21 protein-coding genes are annotated in these 20260 nt (G+C 70.0%); 16 read left to right on the top strand and 5 right to left on the bottom strand.

Annotation, left to right across the window (positions count from 1 at the left end):
- The first annotated feature begins 53 nt into the window (after positions 1-53).
- From ASG60_RS08615 to ASG60_RS08655, 9 genes are all read left to right on the top strand, one after another.
- Positions 54-668, top strand: a complete 615-nt coding sequence (locus ASG60_RS08615; protein ID WP_056169973.1) for an aminodeoxychorismate/anthranilate synthase component II — start codon at positions 54-56, stop codon at positions 666-668.
- Between the two features lie 54 nt (positions 669-722).
- A complete protein-coding gene (trpD, locus tag ASG60_RS08620) occupies positions 723-1736 on the top strand; it encodes an anthranilate phosphoribosyltransferase (protein WP_056385035.1) in 1014 nt (337 codons plus the stop codon).
- A gap of 11 nt (positions 1737-1747) precedes the next feature.
- Positions 1748-2599, top strand: coding sequence for an indole-3-glycerol phosphate synthase TrpC (gene trpC / locus ASG60_RS08625; protein ID WP_056385037.1), 852 nt, complete (start codon positions 1748-1750; stop codon positions 2597-2599).
- A 10-nt stretch (positions 2600-2609) separates the two neighbouring features.
- The gene (gene moaC, locus ASG60_RS08630; RefSeq protein WP_056260586.1) at positions 2610-3095 is read left to right on the top strand and encodes a cyclic pyranopterin monophosphate synthase MoaC; all 486 of its coding nucleotides are present in this window, start codon (positions 2610-2612) and stop codon (positions 3093-3095) included.
- On the top strand, positions 3092-4321 hold the full coding sequence (gene glp / locus ASG60_RS08635; protein ID WP_056385039.1) for a gephyrin-like molybdotransferase Glp: 1230 nt from the start codon (positions 3092-3094) through the stop codon (positions 4319-4321). The genes moaC and glp overlap by 4 nt, the downstream gene beginning before the upstream one ends.
- Positions 4322-4408: 87 nt before the next feature.
- Positions 4409-4750 (top strand): hypothetical protein, encoded by a 342-nt coding sequence (locus ASG60_RS08640; RefSeq protein WP_056169984.1) that lies wholly within the window; start codon positions 4409-4411, stop codon positions 4748-4750.
- A 25-nt stretch (positions 4751-4775) separates the two neighbouring features.
- Positions 4776-5621, top strand: a complete 846-nt coding sequence (locus ASG60_RS08645; protein WP_056385041.1) for a DUF1206 domain-containing protein — start codon at positions 4776-4778, stop codon at positions 5619-5621.
- Between the two features lie 73 nt (positions 5622-5694).
- Positions 5695-7707, top strand: a complete 2013-nt coding sequence (locus ASG60_RS08650; protein ID WP_056385043.1) for an SDR family NAD(P)-dependent oxidoreductase — start codon at positions 5695-5697, stop codon at positions 7705-7707.
- A gap of 75 nt (positions 7708-7782) precedes the next feature.
- Positions 7783-8118, top strand: coding sequence for a PepSY domain-containing protein (locus ASG60_RS08655; RefSeq protein WP_156398843.1), 336 nt, complete (start codon positions 7783-7785; stop codon positions 8116-8118).
- Positions 8119-8169: 51 nt separating this feature from the next.
- On the opposite strand, the gene ASG60_RS08660 is transcribed toward ASG60_RS08655, so the two are convergent.
- From ASG60_RS08660 to ASG60_RS08670, 3 genes are all read right to left on the bottom strand, one after another.
- Complete coding sequence (locus tag ASG60_RS08660) at positions 8170-9096, bottom strand: NAD-dependent epimerase/dehydratase family protein (protein ID WP_056385045.1); 927 nt, start codon at positions 9094-9096, stop codon at positions 8170-8172.
- A gap of 14 nt (positions 9097-9110) precedes the next feature.
- Positions 9111-10115, bottom strand: a complete 1005-nt coding sequence (locus tag ASG60_RS08665) for a glycosyl transferase (RefSeq protein ID WP_056385047.1) — start codon at positions 10113-10115, stop codon at positions 9111-9113.
- A gap of 302 nt (positions 10116-10417) precedes the next feature.
- Positions 10418-12463 (bottom strand): protein meaA, encoded by a 2046-nt coding sequence (locus ASG60_RS08670; RefSeq protein WP_056385049.1) that lies wholly within the window; start codon positions 12461-12463, stop codon positions 10418-10420.
- Between the two features lie 395 nt (positions 12464-12858).
- On the opposite strand from ASG60_RS08670, the gene ccrA reads away from it, so the two are divergent.
- Positions 12859-14139 (top strand): crotonyl-CoA carboxylase/reductase, encoded by a 1281-nt coding sequence (gene ccrA, locus ASG60_RS08675; RefSeq protein WP_056170002.1) that lies wholly within the window; start codon positions 12859-12861, stop codon positions 14137-14139.
- A gap of 63 nt (positions 14140-14202) precedes the next feature.
- Here the strand turns inward: ccrA and ASG60_RS23125 are convergent, their stop codons facing one another.
- Positions 14203-14370, bottom strand: coding sequence for a hypothetical protein (locus ASG60_RS23125; protein WP_187272997.1), 168 nt, complete (start codon positions 14368-14370; stop codon positions 14203-14205).
- A 153-nt stretch (positions 14371-14523) separates the two neighbouring features.
- Here ASG60_RS23125 and leuD point away from each other — a divergent pair, with 153 nt between their 5' ends.
- A complete protein-coding gene (gene leuD, locus ASG60_RS08685) occupies positions 14524-15126 on the top strand; it encodes a 3-isopropylmalate dehydratase small subunit (protein WP_056170005.1) in 603 nt (200 codons plus the stop codon).
- An 82-nt stretch (positions 15127-15208) separates the two neighbouring features.
- On the top strand, positions 15209-16399 hold the full coding sequence (locus tag ASG60_RS08690) for a lytic murein transglycosylase (RefSeq protein ID WP_056385051.1): 1191 nt from the start codon (positions 15209-15211) through the stop codon (positions 16397-16399).
- Positions 16400-16628: 229 nt separating this feature from the next.
- On the opposite strand, the gene rplS is transcribed toward ASG60_RS08690, so the two are convergent.
- A complete protein-coding gene (gene rplS, locus ASG60_RS08695) occupies positions 16629-17087 on the bottom strand; it encodes a 50S ribosomal protein L19 (RefSeq protein ID WP_056170012.1) in 459 nt (152 codons plus the stop codon).
- 308 nt (positions 17088-17395) lie between these two features.
- Between rplS and ASG60_RS08700 the strand changes: the two genes are divergently transcribed.
- The 4 genes from ASG60_RS08700 (at position 17396) to ASG60_RS08715 (ending at position 20218) form a co-directional block, all read left to right on the top strand.
- Positions 17396-17962 (top strand): NifU family protein, encoded by a 567-nt coding sequence (locus ASG60_RS08700; protein WP_056170015.1) that lies wholly within the window; start codon positions 17396-17398, stop codon positions 17960-17962.
- Between the two features lie 162 nt (positions 17963-18124).
- Positions 18125-18802: a tRNA (adenosine(37)-N6)-threonylcarbamoyltransferase complex dimerization subunit type 1 TsaB gene (gene tsaB, locus ASG60_RS08705; RefSeq protein ID WP_056304591.1), complete on the top strand. Its 678-nt coding sequence runs from the start codon at positions 18125-18127 to the stop codon at positions 18800-18802.
- A complete protein-coding gene (locus ASG60_RS08710) occupies positions 18799-19320 on the top strand; it encodes a GNAT family N-acetyltransferase (RefSeq protein ID WP_056170018.1) in 522 nt (173 codons plus the stop codon). Before tsaB ends, ASG60_RS08710 begins: the two co-directional genes overlap by 4 nt.
- A gap of 16 nt (positions 19321-19336) precedes the next feature.
- The gene (locus ASG60_RS08715) at positions 19337-20218 is read left to right on the top strand and encodes a lysophospholipid acyltransferase family protein (RefSeq protein ID WP_056385053.1); all 882 of its coding nucleotides are present in this window, start codon (positions 19337-19339) and stop codon (positions 20216-20218) included.
- The last annotated feature ends 42 nt before the right edge of the window (positions 20219-20260 follow it).

Genomic DNA, 20260 nt, shown 5'->3' on the forward strand with positions numbered 1-20260 from the left:
TGACCGGACCGCCCTGCGCGGTCAAACCGCCGTGCATGGCCAGTGAGCGAACGATGTCCAACGTCCTCGTCATCGACAATTACGACTCGTTCACGTGGAACCTCGTCCACCTGATCGGCCCCCTGTGCGGGTGCATCGAGGTCGTGCGCAACGATCAGGTCACCCTGGCGGAGATCCGCGAACGGGGCCCCGATGCCGTGGTGCTGTCGCCGGGCCCGTGCTCGCCCAACGAGGCCGGCATCTGCCTCGAGGTGGTCAAGGACCTCTCGGCCGAGATCCCAATCTTCGGCGTCTGCCTCGGGCTCCAGGCCATCGGGCAGGCCTTCGGCGGCGACGTGGTCCGGGCGCCGGCACCCATGCACGGCAAGGTCTCGTCCATCGAGCACCGGGCGTCCGGCATTTTCCGCGGGCTCAACGGCCCGTTCGACGCAACGCGCTACCATTCCCTCGTGGTCGAGAGGACGAACTGCCCGGAGGCCCTGGCGGTGACGGCGGAAGCCGACGGACTGATCATGGGGCTGCAGCACACGCGCCTGCCGGTGCACGGGGTGCAGTTCCACCCCGAGAGCATCCTGTCGCATCACGGGTCGCAGATTCTGCGGAATTTCCTCGACATCGCGGCGGCCTGGAACGCGGCACGTGACAAGGGCCGGCCCGGCGTGCATTGAGCGATCGGTCAGCACTGATTGATCTCATTCCAGACGGCCGGTGGATTCGTTCAGGTGGATTCGTTCAAGCCGCTCCTCGCGAAAGTCGCCGCCGGCACGAGCCTCGACCGCGCCGAGGCGAGGCGCGCCTTCGACGATCTCCTGTCCGGTGAGGTGACGCCGGTCCAGGCCAGCGCCTTCCTCATCGCCCTCAAGGTACGCGGCGAGACAGCGGACGAGATCGTCGGCGCCGTCGAGGCCATGCGCGCGCGGATGCTGCCCGTCGCCGCCGTTCCGGGCGCCGTCGACGTGGTCGGCACCGGTGGGGATCATTCGGGGAGTTACAACGTCTCCACCCTCGCGGCCATCGTCACGGCGGCCTGCGGCGTGCCGGTGGCCAAGCACGGCAATCGCGCCGCCACCTCGCGCTCGGGCGCCGCCGACGTGCTTGCGGCTTTGGGCGTCCGCATCGGCCTCGATCCCGACGGCCTCGCCCGCTGCCTCGCCGAGGCCGGCCTGTGCTTCATGTTCGCCCAGACCCACCACGGCGCCATGCGTCACGTGGCGCCCGTGCGGGCCGAACTCCCCACCCGCACGATCTTCAACCTCCTCGGGCCGCTCGCCAACCCGGCCGGGGTCAAGTTCCAGCTCTTCGGCGTCTCGTCCCCCGCCTGGTCCGAGCCCCTGACCCGGGTGCTCGCCGAGCTCGGCAGCGAGCGGGTCTGGACCGTGCACGGCTCCGACGGCCTCGACGAGATCACCGTCACGGGCCCCACGGCCGTGGTCGCCCTGGACGGGGGCCACATCACCCACGCGACCCTCGACCCGCGCGAAGTCGGCTTGAGCCTCCACACCCTCGACGCCCTGCGCGGCGGCGACCCGGAGCACAACGCCGCCGCCCTGCACGGGGTGCTGGAAGGCGCCAGCAACGCCTACCGCGACATCGGCGTGATCAATGCCGGCGCCGCCCTGGTGGTGGCGGGTGCCGCCGCGACCCTCCGCGAGGGCGTCGTGCGGGCGCAAGACGCCCTCGATTCCGGAGCGGCCCGCGCGACGCTGGCCGCCCTCGTCCACGTCTCGAACGCCTGAAGGCGGCCCCCATGTCCGATCCCGCGACGCCCGATCCCGCGACCGACGAGACGGCCTCCCCCGGGCGCCGCGACGTGCTCGCCCGCATCGAGGCCTACAAGCGCCGCGAGATCGCCGAGGCGAAGCTGCGGGTGCCGCAGACCAAGCTCGAGAAGCGCGTCGCCGGCATGGAGCCGACGCGCGGTTTCGCCGCCGCCATCGCGGCGCACATCGCGCAAGGGCGGCCGGCCCTCATCGCCGAGGTGAAGAAGGCCTCGCCGTCGAAGGGGCTGATCCGGGCCGATTTCGACCCCGCCGCCATCGCGAACGCCTACGAGACGGGCGGCGCCACCTGCCTCTCGGTGCTCACCGACACGCCTTCGTTCCAGGGCAAGCCGGAGTACCTCACCCAGGCGCGCGACGCTTGCGCCCTGCCGGTCCTGCGCAAGGACTTCCTGTTCGAGCCCTATCAGGTGTTCGAGGCGCGGGCCTGGGGTGCCGACTGCATCCTCGCCATCATGGCCTGCCTCGACGACGACGAGGCGCAGGCCCTGGTCGAGACCGCGCACGATCTCGGCATGGACGTGCTGGTGGAGGTCCACGACGATGCCGAACTCGCCCGCGCCATTCCGCTCGGGACGACGCTCATCGGCATCAACAACCGCAACCTCAAGACCTTCGAGGTCTCGTTCGAGACGGCGATCCGCCTCGGCCACAGCGTGCCGGAGGACCGCATCGCGGTGGCCGAGAGCGGCATCTCGAATCACGCCGACGTGGTGCGCCTCGGAGAGAACGGCCTGCGTACGGTCCTCGTCGGCGAGAGCCTGATGCGGCAGGACAACGTGGCGGAAGCGACCCGGCACCTGCTGTTCGGGGACAAATGAGGACGGACCGTTGGCCGAACTGACCCATCTCGACGCGGCGGGCGCGGCCAACATGGTCGACGTTTCCGACAAGGCCGCCACCACCCGCACGGCGCGGGCCGTCGGCACCGTGGTGATGCTGCCCGAAACCCTGGCGCTCATCCGCGAGGGCGACGCCAAGAAGGGCGACGTCATCGGCACGGCGCGGCTCGCCGGCATCATGGCGTCCAAGCGCACCCACGAGCTCATCCCCCTGTGCCACCCGCTCCTAATCTCGAAGGTGCGGGTCGACTGCACCATCGACGAATCCCTGCCGGGCCTGCGGGTCGCCGCCGAGGTCAAGGTGCTGGGTCCCACCGGCGTCGAGATGGAGGCCCTCACCGCCGTCTCGGTGGCGTGCCTGACCATCTACGACATGGTGAAGGCCGCCGACCGGGGCATGCGGATCGAGGGTATCCGGCTGCTCGCCAAGGATGGCGGCCGCTCCGGCGCCTATCTGGCGGAGGATGCCGTTTGAGCGGGCCGATCCCCGTCGCGGAAGCGCTCGCCCGCATCCTCGCGGGCATCGCCGGCCCCGTCCCGGCCGATACCGTCGCCATCGCGGAAGCCGCCGGTCGGACCCTGGCGGAGGATGTGCGGGCCACCCGCACCCAGCCCCCTTTCCCCGCTTCCGCCATGGACGGCTACGCCGTGCGCGCCGACGACGTCGCCACCTGCCCGGCCACCCTGCGGGTGATCGGCACCAGCGCGGCCGGCCATGGCTTTGCGGGTTCGATCGGGCCGGGCGAGGCCGTTCGCATCTTCACCGGTGCCCCGGTGCCCGAGGGCGCCGACGCCATCCTGATCCAGGAGAACGCCGAAGCCGGGGACGGCCGGGTCGTCGCCCGCGAGCCCGTGGCGGCCAAGCGCTTCGTGCGCCCGAGCGGCCTCGACTTTCACGAAGGCGATGTGCTCTTGCGGGCCGGCGAGAGCCTGGATGCCCGCCGCACGGCCCTCGCGGCGGCAGCGGGCCATGGCCGGATCGGCGTTCGCCGGCGCCCCCGGGTCGCCATCCTGGCAACCGGCGACGAACTCGTGGCGCCGGGCGAGCCGGCGCGCTGGGACCAGATCGTCGCCTCCAACGCCCTCGCGGTGGCGGCGCTGGCCCGCGAGGCCGGGGCGGAGACCCTCGACCTCGGCATCGTCGGCGACACCCTCGAGGCCCTGGAAGCCGCACTCCTCCGGGCCGTCGCGGCAAAGGCCGACCTCCTCGTCACTCTCGGGGGCGCGTCGGTGGGCGACCACGACCTCGTGCAGTCGGCCCTCACCCGCCAGGGGCTGGAACTCGGGTTCTGGCGCGTGGCCCTGCGTCCCGGCAAGCCGCTGATGCACGGGCGCCTCGGTCCCACCACGGTGATCGGGCTACCCGGCAACCCGGTCTCGTCCATCGTCTGCGGCCTGCTGTTCGTGGTGCCGGCGATCCGGGCGTTGCTGGGTGACCCACAAGCCGGCGCCGACCGCAGCGAGCCGGCGATCCTCGGCCACGCCATGCCGGCCAACGACGGGCGGCAAGACTACCTGCGCGCGCGCCTCGATACGGCGCCCGACCGCCTGCCGGTGGTCCACCCGGAGAACCGGCAGGATTCCTCGATGCTGTCCGTCCTCGGCCAGGCCGAAGCCTTGCTGATCCGGGCGCCCCACGCGCCGGCCGCCGAGAGCGGCGCGCCGTGTCGCATCCTGCGCCTCGATCGCCGCATCCTGTAGCGCCGTTCGGCCTCATGGCGACGCCTGGACGAAGCGGTCCGTTCGGTTCAGGATCGGAGCCGTCGCGCCCATCCGAGGTTTCGCCCTTTGCCGCACTTCGAAGATTTCTACGCCGACAAGCTCCGTGGCGCCCTCGGCGTCACCGACGCCGAATCCGTGCTCGACCTGCGCGGCACCAACCGCCCGACGGCGGAAGCGTCCCTCGCCGACATGCTGGAGCGCAGCCGCTTCGGAAAGAGCAAGACGGTGGCCATCCGCCTCGATCCGCCGCCGGAGGGCGGGGGCGAGACCCTGTTCCAGCCCACCGGGCGCCTGCTCCTCGACGCCAAGCGCAAGGGGCTCGTCGAACGCCTCCAGACCCTGCCGGCCGGCGACGGTCTCGGCTTCTACGTGGCACTCTCGGGCAAGGCCGCGCGTTCGGTGGAGTGATCGCAGCCCCACCCCCGGGATTTCCGTGAACCTCCTCGGCCGAAACGTCATCGAACGCCTCGCCCGGTCCGGCTACGGCGCGCGCGGCGTCGTCTACTGCATCGTCGGCGGTCTCGCGCTGCTGGCAGCCCTCGGACGTGGTGGCCGGGCCGACGACAGCGAGAGCGCGATCCGCTGGGTCCTCGCCGGTCCGTTCGGAAGCGTCCTCGTCGGGTTCATCGCCATCGGCCTCCTCGGCTTCGCCCTGTGGCGCTTCGTCGAGGGCCTGACCGACGCCGACCGTCGCGGCACCTCGCCGAAGGGTCTCGTCGTCCGCGCCGCCCATATCGGCAGCGCGGTGATCTACACCGGTCTCGCCATTACCGCCGGCAGTCTCGCCCTCGGCCTCGGCCGTGCGCGGGGCGGCGACGGCATGCAGGACTGGACCGCCTGGCTCCTGTCGAAACCCTTCGGCCTCTGGCTCGTCGGGCTCATCGGCCTCGGGGTGATGGCGGGGGGCGTCGCCTTCCTCGTCAAGGCTGCCACCGGCAAGGTCACGGACCGCCTGAAGCTCGACGCCGGGCAGTGCCACTGGGCCAAACCCGTGGGCCAGTTCGGCTACGCGGCCCGCGGCGTCGCCTTCCTTATCATCGGCGGGTTCTTCCTCGCGGCGGCGTGGTACCAAGCCTCCTCCGAGGTGAAGGGGTTGGCCGGGGCCTTCGCGGCCCTGCGGGCCCAGCCCTACGGCTGGGTGCTTCTCGCCATCGTGGCGGCCGGGCATTTCGCCTTCGGCGCCTTCGGCCTGATCCAGGCCCGTTTCCGCCACATCGACGCCCCCGATCTCGACGAGACCGACGACGCCGTGCTGAAGGCACTCCGCCCCGGCGGGTAAGCCCGCCGCGTTGACAGGAACGGGCGCGGCGCCGATACCGCGCCTCGGCCGGAGCCCGTATGGGCCGGAGTTCATGCAGCAGCGCACCTACAAGAACGCGGTGATGGTGGTCCACGATTGCGTGGCGACCGCTCTGGCCGTGATCCTCACCTTCGTGTTCCGCTTCAACGGCGATCTCCTCGCCGAGCGCCTGCACGCGCTTCCCCTGCTGCTGCCGCCCTTCGTGATGTTCGCGGGGCTCGTCTACGCGCGGTTCAAGCTCTACCGGACGAAGTGGCGCTTCGCCTCCCTGCCGGATCTCGCCGGAATCGTGCGGGCGGCGAGCGTACTCGCCCTGACCCTCCTCGTGCTCGACTACGTCCTCGTCTCCTCGACGATGTACGGGTTCTACTTCTTCGGCAAGATCGCCATAGGCCTGTACTGGGTCCTGCAGATCTTCCTCCTCGGCGGCCCGCGTCTCGCCTTCCGCTACCTGAAATATGCCCGCTCGCGGCAGAGCCACGCCCGCACCGCAACGACCCCGACCCTGCTGCTCGGGCGCGGCACCGACATCGAGATCTTGGTCCGGGCCATCGAATCCGGCTCCGTGCGGCGCCTCGCGCCCAAGGGCATCCTGTCGCCCCGCGCCGACGAGACCGGCCAGACCATGCGGGGCGTGCCCGTGCTGGGATCGTTCGCCGACCTCGAACGGGTGGTGGCCGATCTCGCCCGCGACGGCACCCCCGTGCGCCGCCTCGTCGCCGTGCCGAGCGCGCTCGCTCCGGAGGCCGCGCCCGACGACCTCATCGCCCGGGCCCGCCGCCTCGGCCTGCCCCTGTCGCGGGTGACGAGTCTTGGCGAGAACATGCGCGACGCCGGCCTCGCACCCCTGGAGATCGAAGACCTGCTCCTGCGCCCCACCGTGGCCATCGACCGGCCGCGCCTGGAGCGCCTGCTCACGGGCGCTCGGGTGATCGTGACCGGCGGCGGCGGCTCCATCGGCTCGGAGATCTGCGCCCGGGCCGTAGCGTTCGGCGCCGCCGCCGTGCTCGTGGTCGAGAGCTCGGAGCCGGCGCTCCACGGCATCCTGAGCCGGCCGGATATCGCCGGGGCGCACGTCACCGGCGTGCTGGCCGACATCCGCGACCGCGACCGCCTCGACGCGGTCTTCGCTGCGTTCCGGCCGGACTACGTGTTCCACGCCGCCGCCCTGAAGCAGGTGCCCTACCTCGAGCGCGACTGGACCGAGGGCATCAAGACCAACGTGTTCGGCTCCATCAATGTCGCGGAGGCCACCCTGGCGGTGGGTGCCCGGGCCCTGGTGATGATCTCCACCGACAAGGCCATCGAGCCGGTGTCGCAGCTCGGCGCCACCAAGCGCTTCGCCGAGATGGTGGCGCAGGCCCACGACGCCGCGCAGAGCTGCGCGGCCGGAACGGTCCCGACGCGGCTCATCGCCGTGCGATTCGGCAACGTGCTGGGCTCCGTCGGCTCCGTGGTGCCGGTGTTCAAGGCGCAGATCGCCCGGGGCGGCCCCGTCACCGTCACCGACCCCGAGATGGTGCGCTACTTCATGACCGTGCGGGAGGCCGCCGACCTCGTCCTCACCGCCGCCTCCCATGCCGACCGGGAGGCACGGGTCGCCACCTGCGCCAACGGAATCGACCAGCGCGCGGCGGTCTACGTGCTCAAGATGGGCCAGCCCGTGCGGATCGGGGATCTCGCCGAGCGGATGATCCGGCTCGCCGGCTTCGAACCGGGCGTCGACATCGACATCGTCCATACGGGCTCGCGGCCCGGCGAGCGCCTCAACGAGATCCTGTTCGCCCGTGAGGAGCCCCGAATCGCCCTCGACGGGATCGACGGCGTGATGGCTGCGCGGCCCGTCTTCGCCGACCGGACGGTCCTGGACGGCTGGGTCGTGCGCCTTCACGCGGCGGTGGCGGCCCAGGACCGGGCGGCGGCGGAAGCGGTGTTCGGCGAGGCGATACCCGATTTCCGCAACCGTCCGGCGGCAGGCGCCAGGACAATGGCGGAACCGCAGGGTCCGATCCCGGTTGATCCCTCGCGTAAATCGCGGGAACCAACGGTCGCGCTTCCGAATTGAGGCGCTGACCCGAACATCAGGGACCGGGCCGGCCGAACGACACCGGTGCCGGTCCGTCGATCCGAGGAGAAGATCTTGCAGCGTGTTTCGAAGCTTCTGGCAGGCAGCCTGTTCGCGACGGCCCTCGGCCTCGCCGGCGCGCCGGTCCTCGCGCAGGGCATCTCCATCGGACCCGGCGGCGTTCAGGTCGATCCCGGCTACCGCCGCGGCTACGACGACCGTGGCCCGCCGCGCAGCGAGCTGACCCGAGGCGAGGCGGCCCGCATTGCCCGTCGTGAAGGCCTCATCGATGTCGACGGTGTCGACCGGCGCGGCCCCCGGATGATCGTGCGCGGCTCGGATCGCCGCGGCGACGACATCTCCGTGGTGCTCGACAGCCGCTCGGGCGATGTCCTCGACGTCCGCCGCTGAGCCTTAGGGATCGAAGGGAAAAAGGTCCGGCGTGCTGCGCCGGGCCTTTTTTCATGCGGTCTCGGCTCGGGCGAAAGCGGCAAGGCCGTGGCCCGTCGTGTGCGACGGGGCCCACCCTAGCGCCGACAGGCCGTCGGCCCGGGCGACGAGCCCCGTCGAGAGGCGGGCATAGGCCTCCTCCCGTCCCGCCAGACGGCAGGCGACCCCGATGAGGCCGGGCGGCACCGCGACGAGCTTCGGCGCCCGGCCGAGGCCGTGCCGCAAGGCCGCGATCATCTCGGGCAGGGTCAGGGGATCGGGCTCGGCGACCACGAGGGCACGGCCGAGGGGGGCCGGTGCAGCGAGCGCCGTGGCCACCGCCGCCGCGAGATTGTCCACCGACACGAGGGAGCGCCGTGCCGTGAAGCCCCCGAACGGCAGCGGATAGGGCGTGCGCGCGAGGCGCAGCAGGGCCGCCATGTTGCCCTTCACCCCGGGACCGTAGACGAGGACCGGCCGCAGGGCGACCCAATCGAGGCCGATCTCGGCCAGGGCCGCCTCGGCGTCGCGCTTCGAGCGTCCGTAGGCGTCCGTGGGTTCGGGCGCATCGGTCTCGCGGACGGGTCCGGCGGCGCTCGGTCCGATCTGGGCGCGGATCGAGGACAGGAACACGAAACGGCGGATTCCGACCCGCGCCGCGCTTTCGGCGAGGCGCCGCGTGGCCTGCGTGTTGGAGGTTCGGTAATCGTCCTCGGGGGTGCCCGACATGGCGTGGGCGAGGCCCGCCGAGTGGACGACGGCATCGACGCCGGCCAGAGCCGCAGCCATGTTCATGGGTCGGCTGAGGTCGCCAACCACGGCGCCGCTCGCCCCATCCGGTACGGCGACGGGCCGGCGCAGGAGCACGCGGACCCGGTAGCCCCGGGCCGAGAGGGCGTGGAGGAGATGCCGGCCGATGAAGCCGGTGGAGCCCGTCAATGCGATGAGCTGTCCGCCCAAGATCGTCTCCTGCCTTAACCGGGCCCCCGGCGCCGCCCGAAGGCGTGCAGGAGGCTTGCCACCAGGGCGCCCCCCGCCCCCGAGGCCAGGACGGTGACGGGCCAGGACGGCCAAAGCAAGGTCGCGCTGGCTAGGGCCGCCAAAGCGAGGTTGAGGACGAACACACGGCCCACGACGGCGACCACCGGGAACCCGTTATCCGTGGCGCGCTGGTACCAGTGCGAGCGATGGGCCTGCCAGACCGGCTCCCGCCGCAGCAACCGGCGCCCCAGGGTCAGGGTCGCGTCGGCGAGATAGTAGAGCGGCAGGAGGATCGCGGCGGCGAGCCCACCCTCCGCGGCGAGGCGGTAGAGCAGCCACGCCCCGAGGAGCCCGAGGGGCAGCGACCCGACATCGCCCAGGAAGAGCCGGGCCACGGGGCGGTTGAACGGCGCGAAGCCGAGCACTGCCCCGAGGAGCGCGGCGGCGACGAGCATGGGCAGGAACGGCAGCCCTCCGGACAGGCCGAGGAACACGAGGGCGCCCGTGAGGGGCACGAACTCGGCCACGCTCATCCAGTCGAGCCCATCCATGAAGTTGACGAGGTTCACGAACCAGAGTCCCGAGAGGATCGCGACGCCCCGTTCGAGGGGCAGCGGCAGGCCCGGCATCAGGCGCCCGCCCACCGCCAGCACCAGTCCGGCGACCACGAGGCCCTGTACGCCGAGGCGGAGGGAGGCCGGCAGGGGACGGATGTCGTCCACGGCGCCCAGGATCGCGAGCAACAGGACGGCGTGGGCGAGGACGAGGGCTTCCAGGGCATCGAGTCCGGCGCCGCGCAGGGCCAGCACCACGCCGACGGTGGCGAAGACCGCCAGCACGATGGCGATGCCGCCCCCCTGCGGCGTCGGCACCGTGTGGCTGGACCGGGCATTGGGACGCGCCAGGGCATAGCGCCGGAGCAGCGGCTGCAGGGCAACGATGAGGGCCGCGCATAAGCCGGCGGCGAGCGGAACGGCGACGAGGGGCGCGAGGAGCATGGGCGGTCCGTTGGGCGTCCGGGGGGAGCCGTTCCGTTCTTTTCGGCCTGGGAGGATTAGTGATCCGACGATCTTCGGCCGCGTTCGCTCAGGTACAGGACAGACCCGTAGCGGCGTGGGTCTCGGCCGGGTCCTCCCCTGCCAGACACAGGGCACTCGCATAGGGGCAGGGTGTCGTTCCGGGGCGTCGCAGGCGAACCCGGGTCCGCTGGGGGCCCCGGGATGGCAAAGCGTGGCGTTACTTCCAGTACCCCCGAACGCCCGAGGCGATCGTCCTCAGACTTTCCAACGGCTCGGTAGCGTCAGAAGACCTTCTCGGCATCCTTGCGGGAATTCACCCCGTCAGCCTTGTCGACGGCCTGCTTGTCCAGCGCCCGATTCACCACCTTGGCCAGCCCGACCATGATGGTGTCGAGGATGTAGTCCTTCGGCGTGTAGACCGCCGTGACGCCCATATTCTTCAACACGAGTTCGTCGTCGGGCGAGATGATGCCGCCCACCACCACGGGGATGTGGTCGAGGCCGGCTTCGCGCATCTTCGCCTTCACGTCGCGCACCAGGGGCACGTGCGAGCCGGACAGGATCGACAGGCCGACGACGTGGGCGCCGGTCTCCTTGGCCTTGGCGACGATCTCGGCCGGGGTCTGGCGGATGCCGTCATAGGTCACGTCGAAGCCGACGTCGCGGGCGCGCAGGGCGATCTGCTCGGCGCCGTTGGAATGGCCGTCGAGGCCAGGCTTGCCGACCACGAGCTTCGGCGTTTCGCCGAGGCGCTCGCCCAGATCCGCGATGAGGAGCTTGGCTTCCTCGGCCGCGCCCGACGACACCGTGTCGAGGCCGACACCCGTGGGTGCGCGGTACTCGCCGAACACCTCGCGCAGGCGCGTGCCCCACTCGCCGGTGGTGACCCCGGCCTTCGCGGCGGCGATGGACACCGGCATGATGTTGGCGCCGGAACGCGCGGCGGCTTCGAGATCGGCGAGGGCCTTTTCCACGGCCTTGCCGTCGCGTTGCGACCGCCACGCCCGGATGCGCTGCTCGGCCTCCATCTCCACGGTCTCCGAGACGGTGAAGATGGCCCCCTCCCCGGCGGTGAGGGGCGAGGGCTCCCCGGCCTGGAACTTGTTGACGCCGACGACGACCTGATCGCCGGCCTCAATGGCCGAGATGCGCTTGGCGTTGGATTCCACGAGCGCCCGCTTGAGGGCGCCGGTCTCGACGGCGGCCACGGCCCCGCCGATGCCACCGATCTCCTCCAGGGCCTTGCGGGTCTCGGCTTTGAGGGATTCGACCTTGGCGTCGATCACCGTCGAGCCGTCGAAGATGTCGTCGTATTCGAGGAGATCCGTCTCGAAGGCGAGGATCTGCTGCATGCGCATGGACCATTGCTGGTCCCAGGGGCGCGGCAGGCCGAGCGCCTCGTTCCAGGCGGGAAGCTGCACGGCGCGGGCGCGGGCGCGCTTCGACAGGGTGACGGCCAGCATCTCGATGAGGATGCGGTGGACGTTGTTCTCGGGCTGCTGCTCCGTCAGTCCGAGGCTATTCACCTGAACGCCGTAGCGGAAGATACGCTTCTTCGGGTCGGTGATGCCGTAGCGCTCCTGGGCGATCTCGTCCCAAAGCTCTGAGAACGCCCGCATCTTGCAGATCTCGGTGACGAACCGCATGCCGGCATTCACGAAGAACGAGATCCGGCTGAACACGTCGGCGAAGCTCGCCTCGTCGAAATCGGGGTCGTCCCGCACGGTATCCAGCACCGCGATGGCGATGGCGAGGGCGTAGGACAGCTCCTGCACCGGCGTCGCCCCGGCCTCCTGCAGGTGGTAGGAGCACACGTTCATCGGGTTCCATTTCGGCACTTCCTTGGTCGTGAACAGGATCACGTCCTTGGTGAGCCGCAGGGAGGGGGCCGGCGGGAACACGTAGGTGCCGCGCGACAGGTATTCCTTGATGATGTCGTTCTGGGTCGTGCCCTGGAGGCCGCTGAGGGGCGCGCCCTGCTCCTCGGCCACGGCGAGGTAGAGCGACAACAGCCACGGCGCCGTGGCGTTGATGGTCATCGACGTGTTCATCTGCTGCAGCGGAATCTGGTCGAACAGGGTCCGCATGTCGCCGAGATGCGCGATCGAGACGCCGACCTTGCCGACCTCGCCGCGCGCCAGTTCGTGGTCGGGGTCGTAGCCCGTCTGCGTCGGCAGATCGAAGGCCACGGACAGGCCGGTCTGCCCCTTGGCGAGGTTGCCCCGGTAGAGCGCGTTCGATTCCTTGGCGTTGGAATGCCCGGCATAGGTCCGGATGATCCAGGGCTTGTCGCGCTTGACCTCGGCGACGGTCGCGTTCGCGCTCATTCCACTCGACTCCGTTGGATGCTGTGCCGCGCTTGACCGCGCGTGATGGCCGGCACCCTAACCAAGCGCAGCGCGCGCGTCATCTGGCCGAAGGTTCGGCAGGCGGGCCGCGACACGCGAAGGCTTGGAAAAATTCTAGATGCACGGCGAAAGCGAATTGAACGGGGCATCACCAAAGTCGGATGCCGCGATGCACTTAAGCATCTGAAATACCGACAGGATACGCCGCGGCATCGCTCAGCAACGTCGCGAAAAATATTGTATACGAATACAGGCCGCCGCCCGGACAGCGAGTCGCCCACAAGCACCGGGCCTTCATGGCCTTTCTGGGGCCTTGGAGCGCTTCCGGTTCGCCGATATAGGGTCGCTCACAACAAGATAAGGGAGAGCCTGAGATGGCCGCGAGCGCTGCGTCGAGCACGACTGAGATCAAGGACTTGTACGAGATGGGCGAGGTCCCGCCCCTCGGTCACGTGCCGGCGAAGATGTACGCCTGGGCGATCCGGCGCGAGCGCCACGGGCCGCCGGAACAGTCCCACCTGCTCGAAGTCCTCCCCGTCTGGGAGATCGGCGACGACGAAGTGCTCGTTTACGTCATGGCCGCCGGCGTCAACTACAATGGCGTCTGGGCCGGCCTCGGCGAGCCGATCTCGCCCTTCGACGTGCACAAGGGCGAGTACCACATCGCGGGCTCGGACGCGTCGGGCATCGTCTGGAAGGTCGGCGCCAAGGTGAAGCGCTGGAAGGTCGGCGACGAGGTCATCATCCACTGCAACCAGGACGACGGCGACGACGAGGAGTGCAACGGCGGCGATCCGATGTTCTCGCCGTCCCAGCGAATCTGGGGTTACGAGACCGGGGACGGCTCCTTCGCCCAGTATTGCCGGGTGCAGTCGCGCCAGCTCATGGCCCGGCCGAAGCACCTCACCTGGGAAGAGGCGGCCTGCTACACGCTGACCCTCGCCACCGCCTACCGCATGCTGTTCGGCCACGCCCCCCACACCGTGCGGCCGGGCCAGAACGTCCTGATCTGGGGCGCCTCGGGCGGTCTCGGCGTGTTCGGCGTCCAGCTCTGCGCGGCGTCGGGCGCCAACGCCATCGCGGTGATCTCCGACGAGTCGAAGCGCGACTACGTCATGGGGCTTGGCGCCAAGGGCGTGATCAACCGCAAGGAGTTCGATTGCTGGGGCCAGCTGCCGAAGGTGAACAGCCCTGAGTACAACACCTGGCTCAAGGAAGCCCGCAAGTTCGGCAAGGCGATCTGGGACATCACCGGCAAGGGCAACGACGTCGACATCGTGTTCGAGCACCCGGGCGAGTCGACCTTCCCGGTCTCGACCCTGGTGGCCAAGCGCGGCGGCATGATCGTGTTCTGCGCCGGCACCACCGGCTTCAACATCACCTTCGACGCCCGCTACGTCTGGATGCGCCAGAAGCGCATCCAGGGCTCGCACTTCGCCCACCTCAAGCAGGCCTCGGCCGCCAACCAGTTCGTCATGGATCAGCGCATCGATCCGTGCATGAGCGAGGTGTTCCCGTGGGAGAAGATCCCCCAGGCCCACACCAAGATGTGGAAGAACCAGCACCCACCCGGCAACATGGCCTGCCTCGTCAACGCCCCGCGCGCCGGCCTGCGCACGGTGGAAGACGTGATCGAGGCCGGCAAGAACAAGTAAGCCTGAGCCTCAGGGTCTGAGGCTCTCACGCTCGACTGCCCGAACGATCACCTTCCCTAACGATCACCTGCCCTTTTCGGAGGGCAGGTGCTTCGCGTAATCCTCGCGTTCCTCTTTCTGCTTGATGAGGTCCGCATAGGCCTGCCGCATCTCCGGCGAGACGGAGACGGAGCGGGTCTTCTCCTTCTTGCGCTTGGGTGCCTTCTTGAACTGGTTGGCGGTCTCGGTCATCGGCTGGTTCCGGATGGGTCGCGTCGCCCCGAGCATAGGCCAGGCCGACGACGTTCGCGAGACATGCGCGCGACAAGATGGACGGACGGTTCCGGTCGCACCCGTGCACTGGTAGAGACGGTCCGACACGTTTTCCGGACCGGACGAACCACAATGGAAAAATTCACCACCCTCGAGGGCGTCGCGGCCCCCATGCGGATCATCAACGTCGACACCGACCGGATCATCCCCAAGCAGTATCTCAAGACCATCAAGCGCACGGGGCTCGGCAAGGGCCTGTTCTCGGAGATGCGCTACCGCGACGACGGCTCGGAGAACCCCGACTTCGTCCTCAACAAGCCGGCCTATCGCAACACCAAGATCCTCGTGGTGGGCGACAATTTCGGCTGCGGCTCGTCGCGCGAGCACGCGCCCTGGGCGCTGACGGATTTCGGCATCCGCTGCGTGATCTCCACGAGCTTTGCCGACATCTTCTTCAACAACTGCGCCAAGAACGGCATCCTGGCGATCACGGTCTCGGCCGAGGATCTGGAAAAGCTGTTCGAGGATGCCGAGCGCGGCGCCAACGCCACCCTGTCCGTCGATCTCGAGGCCCAAACCATCAAGGGGCCGGACGGCGGCACCCTGCATTTCGACATCGATCCGGGCCGCAAGGAGAGCCTCCTCAACGGCCTCGACGAGATCGGCCTGACCCTGAAGCGGGCCCCGGCCATCGACGCCTACGAGGCGAAGATCGCCGCGCGCGGCTGGGCCTGAGACCGGACGTGCTCATGGTTCGTTTACCATGGGCACGCCTTAACGGTGGGCAGACCCGAACATCCGCTCCGGAGACCGCCCCATGACGCCGCGCGCGACGCTCACCGCCCTCCTCTGCCTCGCGGGTGCGACGGCAGCCCCCGAGGCCCGGGCCGACTTCCAGGATTGCCTCGCCGGGCTCCAGGCCCAGGCCGCCGCGCAGGGCATCTCGGCCCAGACCTTCCGCGCCGCGACGAACGGCATCGCCCACGACCCCAAGGTCCTCGAACTCGCCGGCGCCCAGCCCGAGTTCAAGACACCGATCTGGGACTACATGGCGGCTCTCGTCGACGACGAGCGCGTCGACGACGGCAAGGCGGCCATGAAGCAGCACGCCCAGGCCCTCGCCAACGCGGAATCGCGCTACAGCGTCGACCGCTACACCATTGCGGCGGTGTGGGGCGTCGAATCGAACTTCGGCAAGAACCTCGGCAAGATGCCGCTGGTCCAGTCCTTCGCCACCCTGATCTGCGCCAACCACCGCCGGAAGGACTTCTTCAAGGGCGAGCTGATGGCCACCCTCAAGATCATCGAGCGCGGCGACATCGATCCCTCCCGCCTCAACGGCTCCTGGGCCGGCGCCTTCGGCCAGACCCAGTTCATGCCCACCACCTACCAGCGGCTGGCGGTCGACGGCGACGGCGACGGGCGCCGCGACCTCGTCGATTCGGTCCCCGATGCCGTCGCCTCCACGGCGAACTTTTTGCGCGTGGCGAAATGGCAGAACGGCCAGCCCTGGGGCTACGAGGTGCGCCTGCCGCGCGGCTTCAATGCCAGCGGTGCCGGCCGCAAGAACCGCCACGCCGTCTCCCACTGGGCCGCCATGGGCGTGACCCGGATCGACGGGCGTCCGCTCTCCGGCGACGCGCCCATCGGCATCCTGATCCCCGCCGGGGTGAACGGCCCCGCCTTCGCCGTCACCAAGAACTTTGACGCCCTGTATTCCTACAACGCCGCCGAATCCTACGGCCTCGCCATCGCGGTCCTGTCCGACCGCCTGCGTGGGCGCCCCGGCATCCAAGCCGAGTGGCCCACCGACGACCCGCCCCTGTCGCGCGCCGAGCGCCGCGACCTCCAGACCCGGCTCGCCGCCCGCGGCTACGACGTCGGCGAACCGGACGGCAAAGTCGGGTCCAAGACCCGCGACGCCATCAAGGAGATCGAGCGCAGCCTCGGCATGCCGGCGACGGGTCGTCCGGGCGCGAAGGTGCTGGAGGCGTTGCGGCGGGGCTGAGCGGGTGACGGTTTCCCATACCGTTCATCCCACCGATCACCTCATCCTGAGGTGCCGCGCCAGCGGCCTCGAAGGAGGGCTCCATTCCCAATGCGATCCTTGGAGCCCTCCTTCGAGGGCTCCGCTTCGCTCCACCACCTCAGGATGAGGAAGCGGATCGGCACGATGGACAAACGAAAAAGGCCGGGCAATCGCCCGGCCTTTTCCATGGATGGATATCCGAAAAAACCTACTCCGCGGCGGCGGTCTTCGCGGCGGACTTGGCGGCCTTCTCGGCCTTGCGGGCGTCCTTGTTCGCCTTCGACGCGTCGGCCTTGGCGGCCTTCTCGGCGGGACGGTCGGCGCGCTCGACGATACGGGCGGACTTACCGCGACGGTCGCGCAGGTAGTACAGCTTGGCGCGACGCACCTTGCCGCGACGCACGACGACGATGGAATCGATGAGCGGCGCGTAGAGCGGGAACACGCGCTCGACGCCCTCGCCGTAGGAGATCTTGCGGACGGTGAAGCTCTCGTTGAGGCTGCCGCCGGAGCGGGCGATCACCACGCCCTCGTAGGCCTGCACGCGGGTGCGCTCGCCTTCCTTCACCTTGACGTTCACGATGACCGTGTCGCCGGGCTGGAAGTCGGGGATGGTCTTGTTGAGCGAAGCGATCTGCTCCTGCTCGAGCTGCTGGATGATGTTCATCGGTCACGTCCTGCCGGTGCGCGCCCGGGATCCCCGGATGGGATCGTGGGCGTCAGGATTTCGGCATCCTGTTTTGAGTTGAGGCGGGCCATACACGAGGCGTGTATTTTTGTCTACGCGGCGTCGATTGTTTCGGGCCGCGCGCTCTCCGAGAAGCACCGATCCTTCCCCAGGCGGCCATGGCTCCGAGTTCCCCCCGGGAGTTGAGAAAATCGCCCACGGGGTCCACATGGATATCCATGCCGGGCGATCCCGGCATGATTCCCGGCCGGCCTTGAACCGGCGCCGCGGACGAGGATTTCGTACCCATGTTCATCCAGACCGAAGCCACCCCGAACCCCGCCACCCTGAAGTTCCTGCCCGGCCGCGTCGTTCTCGACACCGGCACCTTCGAGGCGCGCGACGCCGAGGCCGCCGCCCGTTCGCCCCTGGCGCAGCGCCTGTTCGACGTGCCCGGCGTCGCCGGGGTCTATTTCGGCCACGACTTCATCTCCGTCACCAAGGCGGAGGACGAGAACCTGTGGCCGCAGGTGAAGCCCGCCATCCTCGGCGCGATCATGGAGCACTTCCAGTCCGGCGCCCCGGTGCTCGCCGAGGGCACCAGCTCCGAGGACGACGAAGCGGAGGAATTCTTCGATCCGGCCGACGCCGAGACCGTGGTCACCATCAAGGACCTCCTCGAGACCCGCGTGCGCCCGGCGGTCGCCGGCGACGGCGGCGACATCACCTTCCGAGGCTACAAGGAAGGCGTCGTCTACCTCGAGATGAAGGGCGCCTGCTCGGGCTGCCCCTCCTCCACCGCCACCCTGCGGCACGGCGTACAGAACCTGTTCCGCCACTTTCTGCCCGAGATCCGCGAAGTTCAAGCCATCTGAGACCGACCGCGCCGACTTGCGGCGCAAAGCGGCAACACTGCACCGTGAATTCATCGAAAACGGCCGCCTCGCTCTCACGGGGCGGCCGTTTTTGTCCTACCATCGAGCTCCCGGCGGGCGCGTGATCGGCTCACGCGGGGCCGGGGCACATCGGGAGTGACGTTGCGTATCCTGGCCATCGACACGGCGCTCGACGCCTGCTCCGTCTGCATCGCGACGGACGAGTCCGACGATCTCCTCGCCCACGAGTCGATGATCCTCGGGCGCGGCCATGCCGAGGCCCTGCTGCCCATGGTGGAGCGCGTGGTCGCCCGCGTGGAGGGCGGCTTCGAGGCCCTCGACCGCGTCGCCGTCACCGTCGGGCCCGGCAGCTACACCGGCCTGCGCGTCGGTCTCTCGGCGGCCCGCGCCATCGGGCTCGCCACCGGCATTCCCGTGGTCGGCGTCACCACCCTGTCGGCGCTCCTCGCTCCGCTCCTCGCTCTCAACGGTGCAGGCCTCATCGTCGCCGCCATCGATGCCCGCCACGGCGCCGTCTACGTCCAGGCCATGAGCATGGGCGACGGAATCGTCATCCCCCCGAGTCTTCTCCCCCTGGAGGAAGCCGCCGCCATGCTCGACGGCACCGTGACCCTCGTCGGCTCCGGCGCGCCGGCGCTGGCCGCCCTTCTCAAGGGGCGCGGCCTCGACGTACAGCTCGCCGGAACCGGCGCCGCCGACATCGCCTGGACCGCCTCCCTCGGTATGCTGGCCGACCCCGCCCAGGCTCTCGCCCGCCCGCTCTACCTGCGCGGCCCCGACGCGCAGCCCCAGGATCACGCGAGGCTCGCCCGCCGATGACGCGACCCGTCACTCCGTTCTGGCCCTTCGAGATGTGGTCCGCGTGGTGGGACGCCTGGGGCGGTGCGCCCTACGTCGCCATCCTGCGCGATTCCGGTCAGGCTCGCGCCCTCGCTCGCCTCCACGCCACCGCCTTCGCCCGCCCGTGGGACGCCCACGAGTTCGAGCGCATGCTGTGCGAGCGCTCCACCGAGGCCCACGCCCTGTGGAAGGGCGGCACCATCCAGGGCTTCGTCCTTTCGCGCAAAGCCGCCGACGAGGCCGAGATCCTCACCGTCGTGCTGGCGCCGGGCGCGCGCGGCAACGGCTTGAGCCGCCGGCTCGTCGGCGACCATCTCGCCCATCTCGCCGTCAACGGCGTACGGCGGGTCCATCTCGAGGTCGACGAGGGCAATGCACCGGCCCTCAAGCTCTACGCCCGGCACGGCTTCCGGCAGGTCGGCGCGCGTACGGGCTACTACCACCGCGCCGACGGCAGCCGCGCCACCGCCCTCACCATGACCTCCGAGCTGGCGTGAGTCCGGCGGCGGCCCGATGACCCGCATCGGCACGCTCCTGCGCCTCGCGCTCTGCGCCCTCGCCTTCGGGCTGATGGTCGGCCCCCATCTGCTCAGCCTGCGCTACGGGCGCGGGCGCCTCGCCGGGGACCTGCCGACGCGCTTCCACCGGGTCTTCCTGCGCCTGTTCGACGTGCGCGTGACCCAGAGTGGCACACCGCCGGACCCGGGCGAGGCGGCCCTGGTGCTCGCCAACCACATCTCCTGGCTCGACATACTGGTGCTCGGGTCCCTGCGCCCGCTCTCCTTCGTGGCGAAATCCGAGATCGCCGGCTGGCCCGTCGTCGGCACCCTGGCGCGGCTCCAGCGCACGGTGTTCATCGACCGGGCGCGCCGCGCCGCCACCGCCCACGTCAACGCCACCGTCGCCAGCCGGTTGGCCTCGGGCGATCTCATCGTGCTGTTCGCCGAGGGTACGACAGGGGACGGCACCCGCCTGTTGCCGTTCCGCTCGTCCCTCGTGGGTGCGGCCCGCGCCGCGATCGACGGAACCGCCGGCGGCCCCGACCGCATCCGTCTCCAGCCCCTCGCCATCACCTATCCGCGCCGCAACGGTCTGCCGATGGTCCGGTCCGAGCGGCCGGGCGTGGCGTGGTACGGCGACATGGAGCTCGCCCCTCACCTCTCCGACTTCTTCGCGAACGGCCCCATCGACGTGCACGTGGTCTGGGGCGCCCCCATCGCGTTCGAGGCCGGCACCGACCGCAAGCGCGCGACGGCCCTGGCCGAGGCCTCCGTGCGCGAGGCCCTTCAGCGCGCGGTCACCGGTCGCCCGCCCAAGGGCGCGGTCTGGGGCGGCGCGCGCCTCCTGCCCGACGCCGCCCCCGATGACACAGCCTCCGGCGTGCCCGCCCTCTGATCCGGCTTCCGGGTCGCGACGTCGTGCCGGAACCGTGTTAAG

It is taken from the genome of Methylobacterium sp. Leaf469 (assembly GCF_001424745.1).
In the GTDB taxonomy this organism is placed as follows: domain Bacteria; phylum Pseudomonadota; class Alphaproteobacteria; order Rhizobiales; family Beijerinckiaceae; genus Methylobacterium.

Bases quoted from the DNA above. Each gene is read 5' to 3' on its own strand.
- ASG60_RS08650 (WP_056385043.1), top strand. From the start codon at position 5,695: ATGCAGCAGCGCACCTACAAGAACGCGGTGATGGTGGTCCACGATTGC.
- ccrA (WP_056170002.1), top strand. From the start codon at position 12,859: ATGGCCGCGAGCGCTGCGTCGAGCACGACTGAGATCAAGGACTTGTAC.
- leuD (WP_056170005.1), top strand. From the start codon at position 14,524: ATGGAAAAATTCACCACCCTCGAGGGCGTCGCGGCCCCCATGCGGATC.
- ASG60_RS08700 (WP_056170015.1), top strand. From the start codon at position 17,396: ATGTTCATCCAGACCGAAGCCACCCCGAACCCCGCCACCCTGAAGTTC.
- ASG60_RS08615 (WP_056169973.1), top strand. From the start codon at position 54: ATGTCCAACGTCCTCGTCATCGACAATTACGACTCGTTCACGTGGAAC.
- ASG60_RS08710 (WP_056170018.1), top strand. From the start codon at position 18,799: ATGACGCGACCCGTCACTCCGTTCTGGCCCTTCGAGATGTGGTCCGCG.
- rplS (WP_056170012.1), bottom strand. From the start codon at position 17,087: ATGAACATCATCCAGCAGCTCGAGCAGGAGCAGATCGCTTCGCTCAAC.
- ASG60_RS08715 (WP_056385053.1), top strand. From the start codon at position 19,337: ATGACCCGCATCGGCACGCTCCTGCGCCTCGCGCTCTGCGCCCTCGCC.
- ASG60_RS23125 (WP_187272997.1), bottom strand. From the start codon at position 14,370: ATGACCGAGACCGCCAACCAGTTCAAGAAGGCACCCAAGCGCAAGAAG.
- ASG60_RS08665 (WP_056385047.1), bottom strand. From the start codon at position 10,115: ATGCTCCTCGCGCCCCTCGTCGCCGTTCCGCTCGCCGCCGGCTTATGC.
- ASG60_RS08670 (WP_056385049.1), bottom strand. From the start codon at position 12,463: ATGAGCGCGAACGCGACCGTCGCCGAGGTCAAGCGCGACAAGCCCTGG.
- trpC (WP_056385037.1), top strand. From the start codon at position 1,748: ATGTCCGATCCCGCGACGCCCGATCCCGCGACCGACGAGACGGCCTCC.
- ASG60_RS08690 (WP_056385051.1), top strand. From the start codon at position 15,209: ATGACGCCGCGCGCGACGCTCACCGCCCTCCTCTGCCTCGCGGGTGCG.